This window comes from Allobosea sp. RCC_152_1 (assembly GCF_041360765.1).
Taxonomy (GTDB): Bacteria; Pseudomonadota; Alphaproteobacteria; order Rhizobiales; family Beijerinckiaceae; genus Allobosea; species Allobosea spartocytisi.
The window spans coordinates 1-18,697 of the sequence record NZ_JBFUPU010000006.1; the positions used below are offsets into that span (position 1 = coordinate 1).

At 63.5% G+C, this 18,697-nt stretch carries 20 protein-coding genes; 5 read left to right on the forward strand and 15 right to left on the reverse strand.

Annotation, left to right across the window (positions count from 1 at the left end):
- Window positions 1-453 precede the first annotated feature (453 nt).
- A complete protein-coding gene (locus AB6806_RS19305) occupies window positions 454-909 on the forward strand; it encodes a Ros/MucR family transcriptional regulator (protein ID WP_370955215.1) in 456 nt (151 codons plus the stop codon).
- A gap of 304 nt (window positions 910-1,213) precedes the next feature.
- On the opposite strand, the gene AB6806_RS19310 is transcribed toward AB6806_RS19305, so the two are convergent.
- The 6 genes from AB6806_RS19310 to AB6806_RS19335 all read right to left on the reverse strand — a co-directional run bounded on the left by AB6806_RS19310 (window position 1,214) and on the right by AB6806_RS19335 (window position 7,611).
- Window positions 1,214-2,341, reverse strand: a complete 1,128-nt coding sequence (locus AB6806_RS19310; protein WP_370955216.1) for an acyltransferase family protein — start codon at window positions 2,339-2,341, stop codon at window positions 1,214-1,216.
- A 167-nt stretch (window positions 2,342-2,508) separates the two neighbouring features.
- Entirely contained in the window at window positions 2,509-3,027 is a 519-nt protein-coding gene (locus AB6806_RS19315) for an NUDIX domain-containing protein (protein ID WP_370955217.1), read from the reverse strand.
- A gap of 45 nt (window positions 3,028-3,072) precedes the next feature.
- Window positions 3,073-3,297 carry a hypothetical protein gene (locus AB6806_RS19320; RefSeq protein WP_370955218.1) on the reverse strand — a complete coding sequence of 75 codons (225 nt, stop codon included), beginning with the start codon at window positions 3,295-3,297 and terminating at the stop codon, window positions 3,073-3,075.
- A gap of 513 nt (window positions 3,298-3,810) precedes the next feature.
- A complete protein-coding gene (locus AB6806_RS19325) occupies window positions 3,811-6,069 on the reverse strand; it encodes a xanthine dehydrogenase family protein molybdopterin-binding subunit (protein ID WP_370955219.1) in 2,259 nt (752 codons plus the stop codon).
- Window positions 6,062-7,120 carry an FAD binding domain-containing protein gene (locus AB6806_RS19330; protein WP_370955220.1) on the reverse strand — a complete coding sequence of 353 codons (1,059 nt, stop codon included), beginning with the start codon at window positions 7,118-7,120 and terminating at the stop codon, window positions 6,062-6,064. The genes AB6806_RS19325 and AB6806_RS19330 overlap by 8 nt, the downstream gene beginning before the upstream one ends.
- The gene (locus AB6806_RS19335; protein ID WP_370955221.1) at window positions 7,117-7,611 is read right to left on the reverse strand and encodes a (2Fe-2S)-binding protein; all 495 of its coding nucleotides are present in this window, start codon (window positions 7,609-7,611) and stop codon (window positions 7,117-7,119) included. Before AB6806_RS19335 ends, AB6806_RS19330 begins: the two co-directional genes overlap by 4 nt.
- A 198-nt stretch (window positions 7,612-7,809) precedes the next feature.
- Between AB6806_RS19335 and AB6806_RS19340 the strand changes: the two genes are divergently transcribed.
- Window positions 7,810-8,418 (forward strand): TetR/AcrR family transcriptional regulator, encoded by a 609-nt coding sequence (locus AB6806_RS19340; protein ID WP_370955514.1) that lies wholly within the window; start codon window positions 7,810-7,812, stop codon window positions 8,416-8,418.
- Between the two features lie 296 nt (window positions 8,419-8,714).
- Here the strand turns inward: AB6806_RS19340 and AB6806_RS19345 are convergent, their stop codons facing one another.
- From AB6806_RS19345 to AB6806_RS19355, 3 genes are all read right to left on the reverse strand, one after another.
- Window positions 8,715-9,023 (reverse strand): hypothetical protein, encoded by a 309-nt coding sequence (locus tag AB6806_RS19345; RefSeq protein WP_370955222.1) that lies wholly within the window; start codon window positions 9,021-9,023, stop codon window positions 8,715-8,717.
- Window positions 9,024-9,139: 116 nt separating this feature from the next.
- Window positions 9,140-9,526, reverse strand: a complete 387-nt coding sequence (locus AB6806_RS19350) for a type II toxin-antitoxin system VapC family toxin (protein WP_038357976.1) — start codon at window positions 9,524-9,526, stop codon at window positions 9,140-9,142.
- Window positions 9,523-9,756 carry a type II toxin-antitoxin system Phd/YefM family antitoxin gene (locus tag AB6806_RS19355; protein WP_112765061.1) on the reverse strand — a complete coding sequence of 78 codons (234 nt, stop codon included), beginning with the start codon at window positions 9,754-9,756 and terminating at the stop codon, window positions 9,523-9,525. Before AB6806_RS19355 ends, AB6806_RS19350 begins: the two co-directional genes overlap by 4 nt.
- 884 nt (window positions 9,757-10,640) lie before the next feature.
- Here AB6806_RS19355 and AB6806_RS19360 point away from each other — a divergent pair.
- Window positions 10,641-10,952, forward strand: a complete 312-nt coding sequence (locus AB6806_RS19360) for a hypothetical protein (RefSeq protein ID WP_370955223.1) — start codon at window positions 10,641-10,643, stop codon at window positions 10,950-10,952.
- Between the two features lie 163 nt (window positions 10,953-11,115).
- Here the strand turns inward: AB6806_RS19360 and htpG are convergent, their stop codons facing one another.
- The 5 genes from htpG to groES all read right to left on the reverse strand — a co-directional run bounded on the left by htpG (window position 11,116) and on the right by groES (window position 15,596).
- Window positions 11,116-13,002, reverse strand: coding sequence for a molecular chaperone HtpG (htpG, locus tag AB6806_RS19365; RefSeq protein WP_370955515.1), 1,887 nt, complete (start codon window positions 13,000-13,002; stop codon window positions 11,116-11,118).
- Window positions 12,999-13,250: a hypothetical protein gene (locus tag AB6806_RS19370; protein ID WP_370955224.1), complete on the reverse strand. Its 252-nt coding sequence runs from the start codon at window positions 13,248-13,250 to the stop codon at window positions 12,999-13,001. Before AB6806_RS19370 ends, htpG begins: the two co-directional genes overlap by 4 nt.
- A 55-nt stretch (window positions 13,251-13,305) precedes the next feature.
- Window positions 13,306-13,521 (reverse strand): hypothetical protein, encoded by a 216-nt coding sequence (locus AB6806_RS19375; RefSeq protein ID WP_370955225.1) that lies wholly within the window; start codon window positions 13,519-13,521, stop codon window positions 13,306-13,308.
- A 78-nt stretch (window positions 13,522-13,599) separates the two neighbouring features.
- Complete coding sequence (gene groL, locus AB6806_RS19380) at window positions 13,600-15,225, reverse strand: chaperonin GroEL (RefSeq protein ID WP_370955226.1); 1,626 nt, start codon at window positions 15,223-15,225, stop codon at window positions 13,600-13,602.
- 56 nt (window positions 15,226-15,281) lie between these two features.
- Window positions 15,282-15,596: a co-chaperone GroES gene (gene groES / locus AB6806_RS19385; protein ID WP_370955227.1), complete on the reverse strand. Its 315-nt coding sequence runs from the start codon at window positions 15,594-15,596 to the stop codon at window positions 15,282-15,284.
- Between the two features lie 262 nt (window positions 15,597-15,858).
- On the opposite strand from groES, the gene AB6806_RS19390 reads away from it, so the two are divergent.
- Window positions 15,859-16,128, forward strand: a complete 270-nt coding sequence (locus AB6806_RS19390) for an usg protein (protein ID WP_092156555.1) — start codon at window positions 15,859-15,861, stop codon at window positions 16,126-16,128.
- Window positions 16,129-16,224: 96 nt separating this feature from the next.
- Here AB6806_RS19390 and AB6806_RS19395 read toward each other — a convergent pair whose 3' ends face one another.
- Window positions 16,225-16,560 carry a hypothetical protein gene (locus AB6806_RS19395; protein WP_370955228.1) on the reverse strand — a complete coding sequence of 112 codons (336 nt, stop codon included), beginning with the start codon at window positions 16,558-16,560 and terminating at the stop codon, window positions 16,225-16,227.
- Between the two features lie 183 nt (window positions 16,561-16,743).
- Between AB6806_RS19395 and AB6806_RS19400 the strand changes: the two genes are divergently transcribed.
- Window positions 16,744-18,693 (forward strand): PrkA family serine protein kinase, encoded by a 1,950-nt coding sequence (locus AB6806_RS19400; RefSeq protein WP_112765082.1) that lies wholly within the window; start codon window positions 16,744-16,746, stop codon window positions 18,691-18,693.
- Window positions 18,694-18,697 lie beyond the last annotated feature (4 nt).

The window sequence follows — 18,697 nt, forward strand, 5'->3', positions numbered from 1 at the left end:
GCAGTTCGAGGATCAACACGCCCGGCTCACGATCAAAACCGCAGCCTGATCCTGTCTACCCGCAGGGGCGCACTCCAGCGGCTGGGTCGAAATTCGCCTTCTCGGGGATCGATTGAGCATATGCCGGCGGAGATCCTAGCAGAGGGATCAGCGCTGCCATGAGCAAGCCAAAGCGGCCCGAAGCTTCCATACGACGTGTCCAAGGATCCCCAAGCGTTCCCACCCGACAGATGCAAGCGCGATTGCGCCGTTCTCGGGGCGACTCAAACCTACTTACATGTCATGTGCCTGAGGAAGGCGATGTCCATTTTCCACCGAACGGTGGGAAACACGGGTACCAAGCGTCCGATTCAACACTCTAATAAAAGTTCTTATAGATCTGTTGCCAAATAAAAACTCTGTAATAAAAGGAAAGAATCGTAAGCTCTCTGCAATGCCCACGGGAGATTGGAAATGTCGGAAAACAACGAAGCGCTCGTCGACCTGGTCGCGCATATCGTTTCGGCATTCGTCGGGCACAATAGCGTGCCGATGGCCGAGCTTCCGGCGTTGATTGCTAGCACGCACGCAGCGCTCACTGGGCTTGCCGAGGATCCCGTGTCGGCTCCCGAAGAAAAGGCGACCCCCGCCGTATCCATCAAGAAATCCATTACGCCGGATTTCCTGATTTGCCTGGAAGACGGCAAGAAGTTCAAATCGCTTAAGCGTCACCTTCGTACAGCGTTCGACATGACGCCCGATCAGTACCGCGTGAAGTGGAATCTGCCTCCGGACTATCCGATGGTCGCGCCGAACTACGCTGAGGCCCGCTCTAATCTGGCCAAGTCCCTGGGCCTCGGCCTGCAGCGTCGGAAGACGGCGCCGGCGCCGGCGGCTCCGAAGCGCGGTCGGGCCAAGGCTTCAGCCTGAGTCATTTCAGCCGGCGCGAAGGTCAAGCTCGCGTTGTCCGTCCTCGGTCGGCAATGAGCGAGTTGTAGATGGCCACTGGGAGCAGACAGGCCGGGACAATGCCGAGGAGAGGGCGCGCAGGCCGCCCTGCCTCGCTGGCGCCGGGCCTTGGGCAATCAGGAAGGGCGGCCCTTGTGGCAGCGGCATGGATCGTGATGGCCGCTTCGCTGCTCAGGCTCTTCGAGATTGTCTAGAAGCCATCGTCTTAGGCCGCCGCTCTTTCGCCGAAGCGGTGATCGTTCCCCGCGCCATATGGCATCGGCTGTCAGATGTGATCCCTTACGATATTCGGCCTTGTAGCCGAGATCAGCGCTTCCCCTGTATGCGGACCTTGTGGCCGATTTTGATGGGCAACGGCTTGGCTCGCCAGATCCATGAAAGGCCGCTCGACGACGCGGTACAGGAGAGCCGCGGCGGCAAGCGTTGCAATCAGTACGAAAACAGGAAAGAGGCTGAACCAAACCCAATTCGTCTGCGGGAGCAGGACCTGGCAGGTCATGGCACCAATCATCACGATCGGGAAATGCGTGAGATAGATGCCGTATGACCAGTCCCCGGCCCGGCTGCTGCCCCTGGCGAGTTTGCCCTGCAACGAAGCCGTTCCAAGCGCAGCTGCCACGAGAAGCGCCGCGGGGCCGCCCCACACGATCCAGCGCCATGGCCCGGGCTCGCCAGCGGTCATGGTGAAACAGAAAAGAGCCGCCAGGGAGAGGCCGAGTTGCGCCATGCCGCGGAGAGCAAGCTGGCTTGAGCGATGGAGCTCGTAGAGGCAAACACCTGCTGCGAACTCCAGGACAATCGGATTGGTCCAAAATTGCAGCGCCAGTGTCGCCGGCTCAAATAGCTTTCCCAGCGCAACGAGCAGCACAAGCATTCCCACAATAAAGACCAACGCTATCCGTTGGGGGAAACAAAGTGCGACTGCGAATAAGGCATAGAACGCCATCTCGTAGTTGAGCGTCCAGCCGATGGCGAGGATAGGAAAGATAATCCCCTCGACATTAACGGTCGGCAGGAAAAGGAAAGATGCCGCAACTTGCGACCACGAAGCGTCGCTCCAGGCACGGCTCCCGATCAAAATAAAGGCGCAGATCATGACGCCGGTCATCAACCAGTACAACGGCACCACCCGCGCAAGACGACGCAGGAGGAAGCTCTTCCACGCCCCCGGCTTTCCGAACAGCGAACGGCTGGAAAACGCAATAATGAAACCGGATATGACGAAGAAGATGTCTACGCCGGCTGCGAAGGGAAAGATCGCCAAGGGCGAGTCGTACGGAGTAACCCCCAGGAAGCGCGTCGAAATCGCGTTCGCGGTATGCTCAACGAGCACCAGGAGGGCGGCAAATCCTCTCAACCCTTGTAAGTTGTCGAGCCGTGGTTCGGATGCCATGCCGCCGCTTCGCCCCATTTACTCCTCGCATGAGGCGCAGAAAAGCATTCACGCACTTGCCTAGCAAGGTTTTGCCACATTCCACGGACCGGCTGCTGGGGTGAGCGGGACCAATTCGCCAAGCCCGTGAATCTGCGGCGCTTCGCTGCCGAGGCTCTTCGGAGTCATTAGAAGCCAGCGTCTTCGCCGACCTCACCAATTTCTTGGGCGCGGTAAGGTGCCAACAATGCCTCCACCATGGTGTTGTGGTCGGCATAGAGCTTTGGGATAGCGTACCACCTCGTCCATTGCGCCGCCTCAGCGTCATCGCCGGCAAAGAGCTCCGGCCGCTTAATCTCCTCCGACAGGGTGATCAGAACGGCACCCGAGATGATGCGGCTCCGCGGATCTCTCTCGATCGTATCGAACGCCAGAGGCCGATAGACACGGAGGATGAGCCCCGGCGTGGCCCGCAAGTCGACCCCTGCCTCTTCCTTGAACTCCCGGATCGCGCAATCGCTGAAGGTCTCGCCCTGGTCGAGGAAACCACCAGGCAAAGCCCATTGCCCGCTGCTCTTTCGCCGGACCAGCGCAATTTCGTTCCCGCGCACGACCACTGCATCGGCCGTTAGGTGCGGACCCTTACCATATTTGGCCTCGTAGCCGGGATCAGGCATCTCACTCCCCATCCGCATGTCGCTCGTCATCAAGTCTTCGGCGATTTTGGCCCGGGGCGAGGGCGCCTTCGGCAGCTACTGGCGCGAGGTATCAGGCGTGGTCTCCGGGGTTCCCGCAGTAGGCTCGTGCGCGAGTTGTTTGGCCAACTCCTGCGCCCCGGTCGGTGTCAGTGCGATGGTAATCGACTCGTTTCTGCCAGGCGCGGTCATCAGTTCGAAGCGAACAGCGATGGCGTCAGGTCCTCGGAAGACCTGGAATCCGGCGATGCGAACTGCGGGAATCTCATTGCTCTTAGCCATGGTTTCCTCCCGATCCGAAGGGAATGACAATCCATTGCGCGCGTCATTGGAGTCAAATGCGGGCTCTCACTCCCCTTGCGCCCGGATGGCTGTGGCACTGATCCACCCCCGTTGAATTGGTCCACCCTGAAGTATGTCTTTTGGCAGACAGCAGGACCGCGATGCCGAGGAAGCGTCACAAGCCTGACGAGATCGTCGCGTAGCCGCGCCCACGAACCGGCGATCTTTTACCGAGAAAGCTGAGCTGGAGCGCTTCTGTCTGCGGTTGAGCGCCAAAGACCACCCAATCACCGCCCGGTTGGAAGCGCACGGAGATGGCTTGGACCTACCAACTTCCGCTTTCCAGCTGGCCTCGAACGCTGGCTCTTGGCGCAGAGCGCCGGCGGACCGCGGCTCCATATCGATGAAGCCGGCGTCGGTTGGACCATGGCGCACTGAAGCATCGTGGCCGCGTTTCGGAACCGTCCAGCACCAGGCCGCGATGACGTTGCGCTTGATACAAGCGCGCCAGGCTCAGGCCGTTCCGATCAGCTGCTCCAGCCCGATAGGGAAGCGGCGGCAGCGAATGCCGGTCGCGTGCCAAACCGCGTTGGCAATGGCTCCGGCCGAACCTGTAATGCCGATCTCGCCGACGCCCTTGATGCCGAGCGCGTTGACGTGCGGGTCATGTTCGTCGACCAGGATCGCCTCGACATGCGGCACGTCGGCATTGACCGGGACATGGTACTCGGCGAGATCGCCGTTCATGATCCGGCCCGAGCGCCTGTCGATGATCGCCTTCTCGTGCAGCGCAAAGGAGATGCCCCAGATCATGCCGCCATAATACTGGCTGCGCACGAGATGCGGGTTGATGATCCGCCCCGCGGCGAAGGCGCCGATCAGCCTGTTGACGCGAATCTGGCCGAGATCGGGATCGACCTTCACCTCGGCGAAGACCGCGCCATGGGCGTGCATCGCATAGTTTTCCTGCGCCGCCGGATCGGCCGCGGCCTTGCCGCTGGCTTCGATCTGCTTCAGGCCGGCCCGCGCGAGGATGTCGGGATAGGCCTCGCTACGGCTCTCGTCGTCGCGCCGGTGCAGGCGGCCCTCGCGGGCGATCACGCCCTGGTTGCCGGCGCCGAACAGAGGCGAGCGCTCGTCGCCGGTCGCGAGATCGGCGAGCTTGGCGATGACCGCAGCGCCTGCGTTGTGGATTGCCATGCCGGCCGTGGCCGTATGGGCCGAGCCGCCGGCAATGCCGGCATCGGGCAGATCCGAGGTGCCCGAGGCGAAGTCGACCTTGTCGAGGTCGAGGCCCAGGCCGTCCGCGGCGATCTGCGCCAGCGCCGTCCAGGCGCCCTGGCCCATGTCGTGGGCGCCGATCTCCATGCGGCCGGAACCATCCGCCCTGATGATGGCGCGGGCCTGCGCCTGGAACATCAGCGCGGGAAAAGTCGCGGTGCCGACGCCCCAGCCGACGAGGAAGCCGGCTTCGTCCCGCATCGAACGCGGTGCGAGCGGCCGTGTCGACCAGCCGAAACGCTCCGCCCCTTGCGCGTAGCACTCGCGCAGCGCCTTCGACGAAAAGGGCTTGCCGGAGATCGGCTCGACCTCGGCATAGTTTTTCAGGCGGAAGGCGAGCGGGTCCAGGCCACAGGCGAAGGCCGCCTCGTCGATGGCGCTTTCCAGCGCGATCGAACCGGTCGCCTCGCCTGGCGCGCGCATGAAAAGCGGTGTCCCCGTATCGGTGCGCACCGCCTCATGCGCGGTCGCGATCGCCTTCGCCGCATAGAGCGTGTGCGAGGCATCCGCGGCCGGCTCGAAGAAGTCATCGAAGCTGCTCGACGCCGTCAGGGCGTGATGATCGAGCGCGGTCAGCCGGCCTCCCGCATCCGTGCCCAGCCGCAGCGTCTGGCGGGTCGGCGCGCGATGGCCGACCGGGCCGTACATCTGCTCGCGGCGCAGCACCAGCTTGACCGGGCGGCCGACCAGCTTGGCCGCCATGATGCCGAGCACTTGCGGGCCGGCAACCAGCCCCTTTGAGCCGAAGCCGCCGCCGAGGAAGGGGCTGCGGATATGGATCGTCTCCGGCGCGATGCCGAACAGGCCGGCGATGCGCGCTTGAGCCATCGCCATGCCCTGGCTCGGCGTGTCGATCACCAGGCCGGCCTCGGTCCATTCCGCGACGATGGCGTGGGGCTCCATGGCGTTGTGATATTGCGAGGGCGTCTCGTAGACCGCCTCGGTCACCTTGGCGGCGTCCTTGAGCCCTTGCTCGACATCGCCATGGCTGACGGCGGGCGGGTTGCCGACGCCGACGCCGGGCGGCACGAAACGCTCCCCGTCGAGGCCGATGCGTGCCGTTTGCGTCTCATAGACCGGCGCCAGCAGTGTTGCGCCTTCGGTCGCCGCCTCCAGCGTCTCGGCGATCACGACCGCGATCGGCTGGCGCGGGTATCGCACCTTGTCGTTCTGCAGCAGGTCGAGCCGGAACATGAAGGGGTTGCTCTTCTCGTCCGGGTCCATGGCGAGTTTCGGCTTATGCGCCGGGGTCATGACGTCGACGACGCCGGGATGGGCTTTGGCGGCAGCGACATCGAGCGAGGCGACGCGGCCGCGCGCGATGCCGGCAACTGCCATCACTGCGTAGAGCATGCCGGTGGGGTGATGGTCGGCGGCGTAGGGGGCGGCGCCGGTGACCTTGAGGACACCGTCGCGGCGGGTCAGCGGCTGGCCGACATTGGAGCCGTGGCGCTGATGCCGGGCAGATTGGCTGAGCGTGATCTCAGGCATGTGCGAGCGCTCCGGGCATGGTCGAGAAAGGGGAGGCGGGCAGGGCAGCGGCACGCGCCGGCGTGCCGGCCGCGGCCTCGTTCAGCGCCCGCACGAGGATGCGACGCGCGAGCTCGATCTTGTGAGCGTTGTGGCCGGACGGCTTGGCTTCGGCCAGGGCGATCTCGGCCGCGCGCTTGAACGCCTCGGGCGTCGGCTCGGCACCGACGAGCATGGCTTCCGCCTTGCGGCAACGCCAGGGCTTGGCCGCGACGCTGCCGAGCGCGAGCCGTACCTGCGCGATCCTGCCGGCTCCGAGCTGAAGCGCGGCGGCGGCTGAGACCACCGCGAAGGCATAGGAGGTGCGCTCGCGTAGCTTGAGATAACGGCTATGGGACGCGAAGGCTGCTGCGGCGGCCGGAAGCCTGACGGCCACGATCAGGTCACTGGGCTCGAGTACAGTGTCCCGTTCCGGATGTTCTCCGGGCGGGCGATGCAGCGCGTCGAGCAGGATGTCGCGGCGACCGTCGCGGCCTTCGACCTCGACGATCGCATCGAGTGCCGCGAGCGGCACACAGAAATCGGACGGATGCGTCGCGATACAGGACGGGCTCCAGCCGAGCACGGCATGGCCGTTGTTTTCGCCCTGAAGCGCATCGCAGCCGCTGCCCGGGACGCGCTTATTGCAGGCGCTCTCGACGTCGTAGAAATAAGCGCAGCGCGTCCGCTGCAGCAGGTTTCCGCCGACCGTGGCAGCGTTGCGCAATTGCGCGGAAGCGCCCGAGAGCAGCGCCTCGCTCACCATCGGGAAGGCCTCTGCGAAGCCGGTGTCATAGGCGAGCGTGGCGTTGCGCACCATCGCACCGATGCGGAAGCCGCCATCGGGCAAACGCTCGATCCGGTCGAGACCCGGCAGATGCGTCACATCGACGAGGCGATCGGGCCGGGCCACGCCCACCTTCATCAAGTCGAGCAAATTGGTGCCGGCCGCGAGATAGACTGCGCCCGTTTGCGCGGCTGCGGTGACGGCCTCGGTGACCGAGGCGGGGCGGATATAGTCGAAGATCTTCACGCCGCGGCCCTCCCGTCGCCGGCCATCGCCTTCTGCGCGTCCAGCACGGCCTCGGTGATGCCGGCATAGGCGCCGCAGCGGCAGATATTGCCGCTCATCAGCTCGCGGATGCGCTCGGGATCGTCTCCGGCCTGTCCCTCGCGGATTAGCCCGATCGCGCTCATGATCTGGCCCGGCGTGCAGAAGCCGCACTGGAAGCCGTCATGGGCGATGAAGGCCTCTTGTACGGGATGCAGCGCGCCCTCCCGCCCGACGCTCTCGATGGTCTCGACGCTGGCGCCGTCGAGGCTGACCGCCAGAGCGAGACAGGAGTTGATGCGCCGGCCGTCGACGAGCACGGTGCACGCGCCGCATTGGCCGCGGTCGCAGCCCTTCTTGGTGCCGCTGAGGTCGAGGCGCTCCCGCAGGAGGTCGAGAAGGGTGACCCGGGGATCGTCGAGCTCGATCCGTCGCAAGTCACCGTTGATGGTCAGGTTGATGGAGAAAATCATACACCGTTCCAATCAAATGAGGCGTCTGGGTCTGGCTGTCGCGGCGGCCTTGGGGCATGCTCCTTCAACCGCGGCGTCGCGCATCGGGTCCAGCGATCGCACGTCGCGGAGGCGGGAACGGCGATCGCGGCCGCCCCTGACAATACGGAGGCATCCTCCGTTTTACAAGGTTTCCAGGAAAGTTTCGTGTCGGCAGCGATGAAGGACGAGCCCGTCAGCACCGGACGCAGGCCCCGCGCGGACGCCGCTCGCAATCGCGATCGGTTGCTCCAAGCCGCTCGCGAGGTCTTCGGCACCGGGCGCGCCGAAGCGAGCCTGGAGGCGGTTGCGCGGCAGGCTGGCGTTGGAATCGGCACGCTCTATCGGCACTTTCCGACCCGCGAGGCCTTGTTCGAAGCGGTTTACCGTCACGAGGTCGATCAGCTCGCCGCGCTGGCCGGGACGCTGGCGAAGGAGGCCGGACCGGTCGAAGCCTTGCGGCAATGGCTGCAGGCACAGGTCCAGCTGGTCGCGACCAAGAAGGGGATGCTCGCGGCCCTGGCGCTGGCGGCGCACGCACCCGCCGACCTCTACGCCTATTCTTTCGAGCGGCTGACGGCTGCCATCGGGACCCTCCTGGACCGGGCTGTGGAAGCGGGTGAGTTGCGCTCCGATGTTAGCGCGGAGGAGATTCTGCGCGCGCTGATCGGCATGTGCTACCTGCACGATAAGCCGGGATGGCAGGCCACGGTCGTGCGCCTCGCCAATATATTCGTCGACGGCCTTTTGGTCCCTGGGGTTCGCCCTGTCGATAGCAGCAACGCGTAACGAGGGCTGTTCTCAAACCTCGACCGCCATTGTCTCGAATTCTTTACAAGGAGCGTATAGGTGGCGCCGACTTTGGTGCTCCGGCCTAGAGTCCGCTATAGGCCGGTAACAAAGCCCGATCCGGAAAGTCCACTTTCGCGTACGGCATGGCTTGAACTCGATCGTGCACAGCCTGGCAATTGGGCAAGCGCAGGAAAGAGAAGCGCGAGTCGTCTGAGGCACGTCAGACAATGTCTATCCGCTTGCCTCACGCCCGCGCCGTGGACCACTTGCAAGGGCATTCCATCCTACCGCTTTCAGCTTAGAGCGCAGGCGCGCCAGAAGCGCGAAACGCCGGCTTTCGGGGTCGATCGAGCATGGCCGAACAGGCCCATGATCAGATTCCGCGAAACTGTTTCGTCCGGCCGCGCCGCCAGATGCTCGAGCAGGATCACCTCCCGAACCGAAAGCTTCACCGATCTGGTGTCCGGAGAGCGCAGCACTTGCGTTTGCCGGTTGAGTCTCCACGCTACGCCCTCAGGCGCCTCGATGGCAGTGACTCGTCTCGCGCCTGCGATTTCGTCTGATCCGCGGCGCATACGTCGGCCGAGATTGAGGACCGCCAACGCGAGCTCCTCGGTGTCGACGGGCAGGCCAGGGCGAGCACCGAAGGTCCCTTTCCGGTCGGTCAGTGAATGTCGCCTGATGGCGCTATTTCGGCATTCGGATTATCCCGTGGGGGCTACCATAGGCGTTTGACTGCGAAGCCGTCGAATAGCGCTTCGTTCGATATCAGCACCATGTCCTCGGATTGAGCCTGGGCAATCAGGAAGCGGTCGAACGGGTCCTTGTGTGCAATGTTCATTTCACCGGCTCGCAGGGCATGGTGGACGGTGATCGCCAGTTCAGCAAAACCCTGATCGGCGATGATCGTCTCGAAGTCCTGCGCGAGCAGGGCGGCGTCAGGGAGCTTGCCTATGCGGAATTTGGTGGCAACCTCCATGGCTGAGGCGGCACTGACGGCAACGCTGTTGCCCTCGTCCTCGATAGCCTCGCGGGCCCGACGGCTAAGCGCCTCGTCACCCGCAAGCCACCAAATCAGAGCATGGGTATCAAGCAGCAGCCTCAAGTGAGATTCCATCCCACGAGCTCATCCTCGGGCAACGGCTCGTCAAAGCGCGCATCGACGGCAATCTTTCCTTTGAGTGCCCCAAAGCGCCGCTTGCCGCGTGGCGCAACCGGCACCAGACGGACTGCCGGCACGCTACCACGAGCGATGACGACATCTCCGCCCTCCAGGGCGTCTGCGATCAGTTTGGATAGATTGGTCTTCGCATCGTGAACCGAGAACTGGGCCATGAGCATTCTCCTTAGCTAAGGATATAGCTAAGCACTCCACGCCGGGCAAGAACCGTGCTGTTTTCGGGCTGAACCACAATCCGCTGCGCACGACTCCCCGCGGAATAATCGCCATCGAGAAGGGCATCGACATCTTCGAAGGATATCTCCGCAAGCAGTTGTCGATCGGATCGCTGTTGCGATCGCCCGCATCTGCGCAAAAGCTGCACGAAAATCCTGAAGCTCTGCCGAACTCGGCGAAATCGCTCCAATCGCCGCGCGCATCAATTGCGCACATCCTCGCTCCAAAATCCTTCTCGTCGCGGTTGCCACACCGGCTGGCCAGGGACGGTTGGTGGCAGGAGAGCATGGTGCCGAACGCCTGCACCGAAATCCTCGCCTTCCCGGCCCGGCTAGCCGCTGCCGCCGATGGCGTTTCCAGCCGAGATCGACAGCCATGCCTGCCACTGCCCTCGAAAACGACACTCTGCAACCCGACCCGAGTCCACAGGTCGGGCGGTTGACGACCCAGCTGGGCGCTGCCGCCCTGCTTGTCGCGCTTGCGGATGGCCTGTTCTACGGACACCGCCTCGGCATCTCGTTGGCGCTTTTCCTTGCCGTTCTCGCCGGGGCCTCTGCATGCCTCAACAGGGTCCGGGCCCAGCCTGCACGGCGTTGGCGCGCCGCTATCATACTGACAGCCGGCTTGCTCCCGGTCGTCAAGGACTTGAACTGGCTTTCGGTGACGATCGCCCTGCTGGCGACCGCCGTTTGCGCGCGAACACTGATCGAGGCACGGAATCTGCGTTGGCAGGAGCATCTGCGGGCGGCGCTGCGCCTCCCATTTTCGGGAGTCTTTCGCCTATTGGGCGATCTGTCGCGTGTTAGTCGCTACAGAATGCGACGTGGACAACGCACGGGAATCCTGGCGGGATTGCTCGGTTGGACCGTGCCGCTTCACGCTGTTCGTCCAGGCAAATCCGCTGCTGGAGAGCTGGCTTAGCCGGATCGACATTGTCGCGATCCAGCAGACCGGCGCGACCTTCTACACAATAGGGGTTTCCGTCCTGGCAGAGGAATATGCGCGCCTCGCGCCCCAGCGGGTCACCGCCGGCATGCAGGCCGACGTCTTCGTCCAGACCGAAGACCGCACGCCGTTCGAATACATCGTCCGGAACTCGGACTTGGTAGTGATGTGCGCCACGGCCGGACATTAGTCGCTTGCCTGGAAGCGGACATCCCGCTTTGGCCGGCCGAATGGCCATTCCCGATCCAGCGTGAGACATTTTGGCCGACGCGTCAGACGGGTAGGGATTGACTCGAAGCGACCCCTTGGAGGCACCGTCGCCGCACCGCCGACGTGCTCCTAGGCTTCGTCGTTCAGCTGTCGCCAAAGCTTCGCGTTACCAGCCGGTTCAGCCTTTCGGCGAATGCATTTGCGTCGGTCGGGCGTTCGCCATCCAAGACGCGGGCGGTATCCAAGAGAAGATGGGCGAGGTCGCTTCGCAGCGCCTGATCTTCGGCAGACGCGATGGCTGAGATCATCGCATGACGCGGGTTGACCTCGAGGATCGGCTTGGCCGCGCTGTCGACGCGCCCCGCGGCGCTGAGCAAGCGTTCGAACTGGCGATCCGGCCCCTTGTCTGACGCAACAAGGCAGACCGCGCTCTCGGTCAGCCGGTCGGAGGAGCGGACATCCGCAACCTCGTCGGCCAAGATCTCCTTCATCGAAGCGAGCAGGGCGTTGATTATCTCACTCGTTTCAGCGGCAGGAGGCGCCGCACCGTCGAGCAGCGGGATGAGACCGAGATCAGCCGTCCCTTGCGTCACCGACTTGAACGGCTTGCCTTCGAAATCCGGCGCTGCCGAGGCCCAGAAGCTGTCGATCGGATCCGACAGCAGCAAAACCTCGATGCCGCGCGCCCGGAAGCCTTCAAGCTGCGGGGAGCTGGCGATCCGGGAGGCATCATCGCCGGCGATGTAATAGATCGCGGTCTGGTTTTCCTTCAGCGCGCCGAGATAGTCCTTGAGGCTGCGCCAACCCTCGCCGGAGGCCGTCGTCCGGAAGCGAGCGAGGCCGAGCAGCTGTTCCCGGCGCGCGAAATCCTCGTAGAGCCCTTCCTTGATGACGACGCCGAAATTGTCCCAGATCAGGCGGAATGTGTCCGGTTCCTGTTCGGCCAGTTTCGCGAGATCGGCGAGGACACGGCTGGTGACCCCCTTCTTGATCGCAGCGAGCAGTGGGCTGTCCTGGATCATCTCGCGAGAGACGTTGAGCGGCAGGTCGGCGGTGTCGACGATGCCGCGCACGAAGCGCAGGTAGCGCGGAAGGAGCTCCGCCTCGTCCGTGATGAAGACGCGCTTCACATAGAGCTTGATCCGCCCCTTGCGATCGGCGTCGAAGAGGTCGAACGGACGCGCGCCCGGGACGAAGGCCAGCGCGGTATATTCGTGCAGACCTTCAGCGCGAAAATGGATCGTGGCGGCCGGCTCGTCATATTGTCCCGCAACGCTGCGGTAGAAATCGGCGTATTCGTCCTTGGTGATCTCGCTTTTCGGCCTGGTCCAGAGCGCCGCCCCGTCGGAGAGGGCTACCGCATCGGCGCCCGGCTCCGTGATCAGCGAGATCGGCACCGGCACATGGCCGGACTGTTCCTTGACGATGCGCTCCAGCGTCCAGCGCTCCGCATAAGACTTGGCTTCCTCCATCAGGTGGAGCGTCACCCGCGTGCCGCGTGCCGGGGCGTCTTCCAGCGCCGCAGGCGCCACCGTGAACTCGCCCTTGCCATCCGAGGACCAGGTCCAGGCTTCCGCGCTACCGGCGCGACGGCTGACGACCTCGACCTTCGCGGCGACCATGAAGGCGGAATAGAAGCCGACGCCGAACTGGCCGATGAGCTGCGCGCCGTCCTTGCCGTCGGCTGTCGCGACCCGCTCCATGAAGCTGCGCGTGCCGGAGCGGGCGATCGTGCCGAGGGCCTCGACCATCTCGTCATGGCTCATGCCGATGCCGTTATCGGCGATGGTCAGCTTGCCGGCTTCCGGGTCGGCCGAGATGGTGATCGCAAGCTTCGGTTCTTCGCCCAGGAGATCGGGCTTGCCGATCGCCTCGTAGCGCAGCTTCTCGCAAGCATCGGCTGCATTCGAGATCAGCTCGCGCAGGAACACGTCACGGTCGGAATAGACCGAATGCACCATCATGTGCAGCAGGCGGGAGACGTCGGCTTCGAAGCTGCGATGCTCGGGCGTGGCGGTCGTTGTCATCAGGGTTTTCCGGATAGGGTTCTGATCAGGGCAAGTATGGCGTTCAATCGTTCGGTCGCGAACTCGCCCGCGCCGGGCAATTGGGCCTCGATGTGAGCGGCGACGGTTTGCCAGGTTGCGGATCCGTCTCGGGTCATGACGGCCAAGAGATTGTCCTTGAGCCCATAGGCTGCGCTCTCTGCATTCGTAATAAGGGCCTTGAAGCGGTCGGATGGGGAGATGTCCTTAGATTCCCGCGGATCATCAGTCATGTCGGCTGCCTGATATAGTTGCGGCGAATGCGGGGGATTTTCCTGAGCCCCTCGTTTAGGCCTTCTCGCGAAACCGATCGATCGCACGCTGTGCGAGATCATCCTCGTCGAGCGCCAGCGGAACCAGCGACGCAATGATATAAGCGAGGTTGTTCCGCTCCTGTTCGTCAGAGCCCGCCGCAAGAGACGGTTTGAGTTCCGCCCATGCCTTTTCGAGAGCGGCCTCGGCACGGGCCAAATCGATGGGGTCGGTCAATGATGAAAAGGGCATGGCCTTCCTCTCGGCATACCTTGTGCGATTGAGGGCCCTGAGAGAGGGCGCCGCGAAAGCCGCGGCGCCCTCCCTGTATCAGTAGTCCATGCCACCGGCGGGCATCGCCGGTGCCGGGTCCTTCTTCGGCGCCTCGGCGATCATCGCCTCGGTGGTGATCAGCAGGCCTGCGACCGACGCCGCATCCTGGATCGCCGTGCGCACGACCTTGGTCGGGTCGATGATGCCGGCCTTGACCAGATCGCCATACTCGCCGGTCTGGGCGTTGTAGCCCCAGGCATAGTCCTGCGACTCCAGCAGCTTGCCGACCACGACCGCGCCATCGCCGCCGGCATTCTCGACGATCTGGCGGGCAGGCGCGGTGATCGCCTTGCGGACGATCTCGACGCCGGTCTTCTGGTCGTCATTGCCGGGCACAAGCCCTTCGAGCGCCTTGACCGCGCGCAGCAGGGCGACGCCGCCGCCCGGCAGGATGCCTTCCTCGACCGCGGCGCGGGTCGCGTTCAGGGCATCGTCGACGCGGTCCTTCTTCTCCTTGACCTCGACCTCGGTCGCGCCGCCGACGCGGATGACCGCGACGCCGCCGGCGAGCTTGGCCAGGCGCTCCTGGAGCTTCTCGCGGTCGTAGTCCGAGGTGGTCTCCTCGATCTGCGCCTTGATCTGGGCGACCCGGGCGTCGATCTCCGCCTTCTTGCCGGCGCCGTCGACGATGGTGGTGTTCTCCTTCTCGATGCGGACCTTCTTGGCGCGGCCGAGCATGTCGAGCGTGACGTTCTCCAGCTTGATGCCGAGATCCTCGCTGATCGCGGTGCCGCCGGTGAGGATCGCGATGTCCTCCAGCATGGCCTTGCGGCGGTCGCCGAAGCCCGGCGCCTTGACGGCGGCGATCTTGAGGCCGCCACGGAGCTTGTTGACGACGAGCGTGGCCAGGGCCTCGCCTTCGACATCCTCAGCCACGATCAGCAGCGGCTTGCCGGTCTGCACGACCGCTTCCAGCAGCGGCAGCATCGTCTGGAGACCCGAGAGCTTCTTCTCGTGGATCAGGATGTAGGGGTCTTCCAGCTCCGCGACCATCTTCTCGGTGTTGGTCACGAAATAGGGCGAGAGGTATCCGCGGTCGAACTGCATGCCCTCGACGACGTCGAGCTCGGTCTCGGCGGTCTTGGCTTCCTCGACGGTGATGACACCCTCGTTGCCGACCTTCTTCATCGCCTCGGCGATCATCTCGCCGATCGTGCGGTCGCCATTGGCGGAGATGGTGCCGACCTGCGCAACCTCTTCCGAGCCGGTGATGGTCTTGGAATGCTCGCCGAGCGACTTGGTCACTGCCTCCACGGCTAGATCGATGCCGCGTTTCAGGTCCATCGGATTGATGCCGGCGGCCACCGCCTTGGCGCCCTCACGGACGATCGCCTGCGCGAGCACGGTCGCGGTCGTGGTGCCGTCGCCGGCCGCGTCGTTCTGCTTCGACGCCACTTCGCGCACCATCTGGGCGCCCATGTTCTCGAACTTGTCGGAAAGTTCGATCTCCTTGGCGACGGTGACGCCGTCCTTGGTGATGCGCGGAGCGCCGAACGACTTCTCGATCACGACGTTGCGGCCCTTCGGACCCAGCGTGACCTTCACCGCATTCGCCAGCGTATCGACGCCGCGCAGCATCCGCTCGCGCGCGTCCTGCGAAAACTTCACGTCCTTCGCAGCCATGATTCCTCACTCCTTCAGACTTGAGGTTTCAGGTTGATGATGTGGATGAGGCCCCGTCAGGCGGCCTGCTTGAAGGTCGCGGTCGTCTCGACGACGCCCATGATGTCGGACTCCTTCATGATCAGAAGGTCCTGGCCATCGATCTTGACCTCGGTGCCGCTCCATTTGCCGAAGAGCACGCGGTCGCCGACCTTGACGTCGAGCGGCACGAGCTTGCCGGTCTCGTCGCGCGCGCCGGCGCCGACGGCGAAGATCTCGCCCTCCTGCGGCTTTTCCTTGGCGGTGTCGGGGATGATGATTCCGCCCCGGGTCTTCTCCTCGGCGTCGATGCGCTTCACGACGACGCGGTCATGCAGTGGCCGAAACTTCATGAGTTCCTCCAGTTTCCATGTCGGTCACATGTCAAAGCGGGCCGGCCCTGTGCGGGTCTCGCGGCGAGGTTCCGCGGGCCCCTGAGGCGCCGTGCCCGCGCGATGATTTGGGTTGCCAAATTTTTGCCTTCAAGAGGCCGGCAGCACTTTTTTTGACCGAGTGCTAACAGTCTGAAAAGGCGCCACAAACGCAACTTTTCAGCTTGCCAAGACGTTGGAAATTCGCTGCCATCGGCGCAGTGAAACCAGGGAGCTGAAAGGAATGGCTTCGACCGACTTTGCCCGCCAGATCGCCGGCTACGGATTGACCACCGCCGGCATCCTCTACCGTCTGCCCGACCACCCTTCGATCCTGCAGGAATATATCTGGCAGGACTACGATCTCGCCCCGCGCTTCCCCGAGCTCAACAAGTTCCTTGCCTTCTGGCAGGCCAAGCTCGACGGCAAGCTGTTCCGCATCACCGTGGCTCACAAGGATCTGATCGGCCCCGCCGACCTCAGTGCGGTCAGCGGCGAATTCCGGCTGCAGTAAATCGCAATCGACGTCCGGTTACCCAACGCGGCAGTGATCACCCCATGGTCCCGCCTGCTCGGCGCAAAACGAGGCTGTGCCGGCCGGCCGGACGAGTCAGCCCGCCGCGTCGTCTCCGAACGGCTCCAGCAGGGCGACGAACTCGGCGACACGGCCTGAAGGTAGCGGGCGGCCTGCGTTGATCAGAGCGTCGTCCGCATTGATCCAGGCCCAGGTCTCCGCAAGCTCCTCCAGGGCAGTCCCCATCTCGGCGATCAGCATCGGATCGACCGGGCCGAGAATGGCTGCGATTTCGTCCGGACTCGTGCGATTCTCCATTGCCGGGTGTTTCGGATCGTACGTCGTGGGGCCCGTTTCCTTCCGGAACTTCCTAGGAGCCGCCGGCGGCGACTCTGTGCCGCCGGCCCACCCGCCGACGACCGCATCAGTCATGGAGGCCTACATGTTCCTGGCCGACTGAGGAAAAAACGATGCCGCAGGGGCGCATCTTTCGAACGGCTGAGCACTTCCGCTTACCGATTGCGAAAATGCCATCCCAAAGGAACTCGCGAAGAGATCATCGGTTAAATCTGCTGTGCTGTCGCCGACAGTTCCAATGCATGCTGGATGGCTGCCATGACTGACAAAACCGGCGAGATTTTTCGTTTATTTTTTGACGATTACAGTAGTTATTCACAAGAGGAGATGAGTCTGCAGGAATATCTGCTGGGCTGCCGGGAAGACAAGTCGATGTACGCCTCTGCTGCGGAGCGGATGGTCGACGCGATTGGGACGCCAAAATTATTCGATACGAGCCAGGACGAACGCCTGGGTCGCATCTTCGCTAACAGGACGATAAAAATTTATCCTGCCTTCGCCGATTTCTTTGGCATGGAGGATACGATCGAGCGTATCGCCGGCTACTTCCGATATGCCTCGCAAGGGTTGGAGGAGCGCAAGCAGATTCTCTATCTCCTCGGCCCGGTCGGCGGTGGCAAGTCATCGCTCGCCGAACGGCTGAAGAAGCTGATGGAGGAGCGTCCCTTCTATACGCTCAAGGTCGGCGGACAAATCAGCCCCGTCTTCGAATCGCCGCTCGGCCTGTTCCGGCCGGACCGCATGGGCGATCTCTTCGAGGACAAGTACGGGATCGCGCGCCGACGCCTGACCGGGTTGATCTCCCCCTGGACTGCGAAGCGGCTCGACGAAGTCTCCGGCGACATCTCCCAGTTCAGCGTCGTCAAGCTGATGCCGTCGCGCCTGCGTCAGGTCGGCATCGCCAAGACTGAGCCGGGCGATGAGAACAACCAGGACGTCTCGACGCTCGTCGGCAAGGTCGATATCCGCCAGCTTGAGAATTTCAGCCAGTCGGACCCGGACGCCTATTCCTATAGCGGCGGCCTGAACCGGACGACGCAAGGGCTGCTCGAATTCGTCGAGATGTTCAAGGCGCCGATCAAGGTGCTGCACCCGTTGCTGACCGCGACCCAGGAGGGCAGCTATAACGGCACCGAGAATTTCGGGGGCTTCCCCTATCAAGGCATTGTGCTCGCCCATTCCAACGAGTCGGAATGGCTGCAGTTCAAGAACAACCGCAACAACGAGGCCTTCCTCGACCGCATCCTGGTGGTCAAGGTGCCGTATTGCCTGCGCGTCACCGAAGAACGGCAGATCTACGAGAAGCTGCTGCGCGAAAGCGAGCTGGCCGACAGTCCCTGCGCACCCGAGGTGCTCGACATCCTCAGCCGCTTCTCGGTCTCGACGCGGCTCGCCGAGCACGAGAATTCGCCGCTCTATACCAAGATGCGCGTCTATGACGGCGAGAACCTCAAGGAGCTCGATCCCAAGGCCAAGGCCATCCAGGAATATCGCGACGCCGCCGGCATCGACGAGGGCATGACCGGCGTCAGCACGCGCTTTGCCTTCAAGATCCTGTCGCAGACATTCAACTACGACACCGAGGAACTGGCCGCCGATCCCGTGCACCTGATGTACATCCTGGAAGGTGCGATCAAGCGCGAGCAGTTCCCGAAGGAGACGGAAGCGGCCTATCTCGACTTCATCAAGTCGGAGCTGGCAACGCGCTATGCCGAATTCATCGGCCACGAGATCCAGAAGGCCTATCTGGAATCCTATGGCGAATACGGCCAAAACCTGTTCGACCGCTACATCGCCTATGCCGATGCCTGGGTCGAGGACCAGGACTACAAGGACCCGGATACCGGCCAGATCCTAAACCGGCAGATCCTGGACAACGAATTGTCCCAGATCGAGAAGCCGGCGGGCATCGCCAATCCCAAGGATTTCCGCAACGAGGTCGTGAAGTTCACATTGCGCGCCCGGGCCAGAAACAACGGCCGCAACCCGTCCTGGACCAGCTACGAGAAGCTGCGCGAGGTGATCGAAAAGCGGATGTTCGGGCAGGTCGAGGACCTCCTGCCGATCATCAGCTTCGGCTCGAAGCAGGATAGCGTGACGGAGAAGCGGCACCAGGGCTTCGTGCAACGCATGGTCGAGCGTGGCTATACCGAGCGCCAGGTCCGGCGGCTCGTCGACTGGTATATGCGGGTCAACAAGGCGGGCTGACCGT